Below are 1,273 nucleotides of genomic sequence, written 5' to 3'. Positions count from 1 at the left end.
ATGCTGCCAAGTGCGATTGTCTTAGGCTGTAAGCGATGGTTGTAAGTGATCGAGTGCAACAGATTATTGCCTAATCGTTGACTGTTCAATGCTCCGGTTGCTGTATAGCTGGTGTTAGTGCTCAGTATTGCGCCATTTCTGGTAACACTGTCAATCTGACCGACAGCATTGTAGCTGGTCTGTACTACTGCGCTGGTAGGTAGAAAAGCTTCTTCGATTGGTAAGCTTGCTTCATTATAGTCAACCGTACTTTGGTAAAGTCGGCCATCTAGTAACTGACTACCACGTACTATGCGACCGCCTAAATCATAGCCGTAGAATGTGCCTACTGCATCAGCACCATTACCGCTCATTACCCCAACTAGACGGCCTAAGGCTGAGCCTACATTGATGGGAATACCACTCTGTTTATCATAGAGGTAAGTTACTGCAGGGGTATCATCAGAATAGCTCTTGCTCACTACCCGATTCAATTCGTCATAGTCATAGTTGGTAGTGATGTTGCGGGCATCTGTGCGAGAGATCAGATTCGATGCTTGATCATAGCTATAAACGACGGTGCCATTTTCAGGGTTAGTTGCACTGGTCAATCTTCCTAACGAATCATATTCAAAGCTGCGTGCCTGTGTGCCTTGTATGGCAGTACGCAAATTACTGCGCGCATCATACTGATATTGAGTAAGCAGTGTTAATGCTCCGGCTGCATCCGGTTCAAAGACTTTTCGCAATCTTCCTAGTGCATCGCTGATACTGCGCCGCTGCTTGCCTTGTTGATCGGTGATAGTGACTTGTGCACCAGCGTATTCACTTGTCACTGTACCAGTACAATCTTGTGTCTGGCTTTCGTCAGCACAGTTTGATATTGAGGTAACACGTCCAATAGCATCGTAGGTAGTGCGTGTCCAGCCGTCTGTCTCTGCTGCTATGGTACGACGTGGATTAGATACTCGTACGGCCCGCCCTAATGCATCGTAGCGGGTCTCTGTAATCACTACACCACCTGTTCCCGCGTCGGTGCGCTCTTGCCGGATCAGGTTCAATGTGCCGTCAAAATAGCTTGTTGAGGTAATGAAGTCGCTGCCTTGTAATTGTGTCCTGATCTGTACAGTAGCAGGAAACACACCTGGGGCACTGTAGATGTAATCAGTCTTACCAAAGCCGGTTGGCCGTGTCTCTGTAGTCAAGCGATCTAGCGGATCATTATAGCTGTAGGTAGTGGTTTCGTTATTGAAGCCAGTAGCAGAAAGTAATGCCCCGGTTGAGAAATCATAAT

General features: G+C 47.4%; 1 protein-coding gene. It reads right to left on the bottom strand.

What is annotated here, in order from left to right; translation table 11 throughout:
- The coding region (locus AB1598_15115) for a hypothetical protein (protein MEW6146340.1) at nucleotides 1-1,273 on the bottom strand (1,273 nt) is incomplete at both ends.

The organism is Thermodesulfobacteriota bacterium, assembly GCA_040754335.1.
Taxonomy (GTDB): Bacteria; Desulfobacterota_D; UBA1144; order Nemesobacterales; family UBA2774; genus 2-12-FULL-53-21.
Note: the sequence above shows the minus strand (reverse complement) of the source record. Positions and strands in the feature narration are given on the sequence as shown.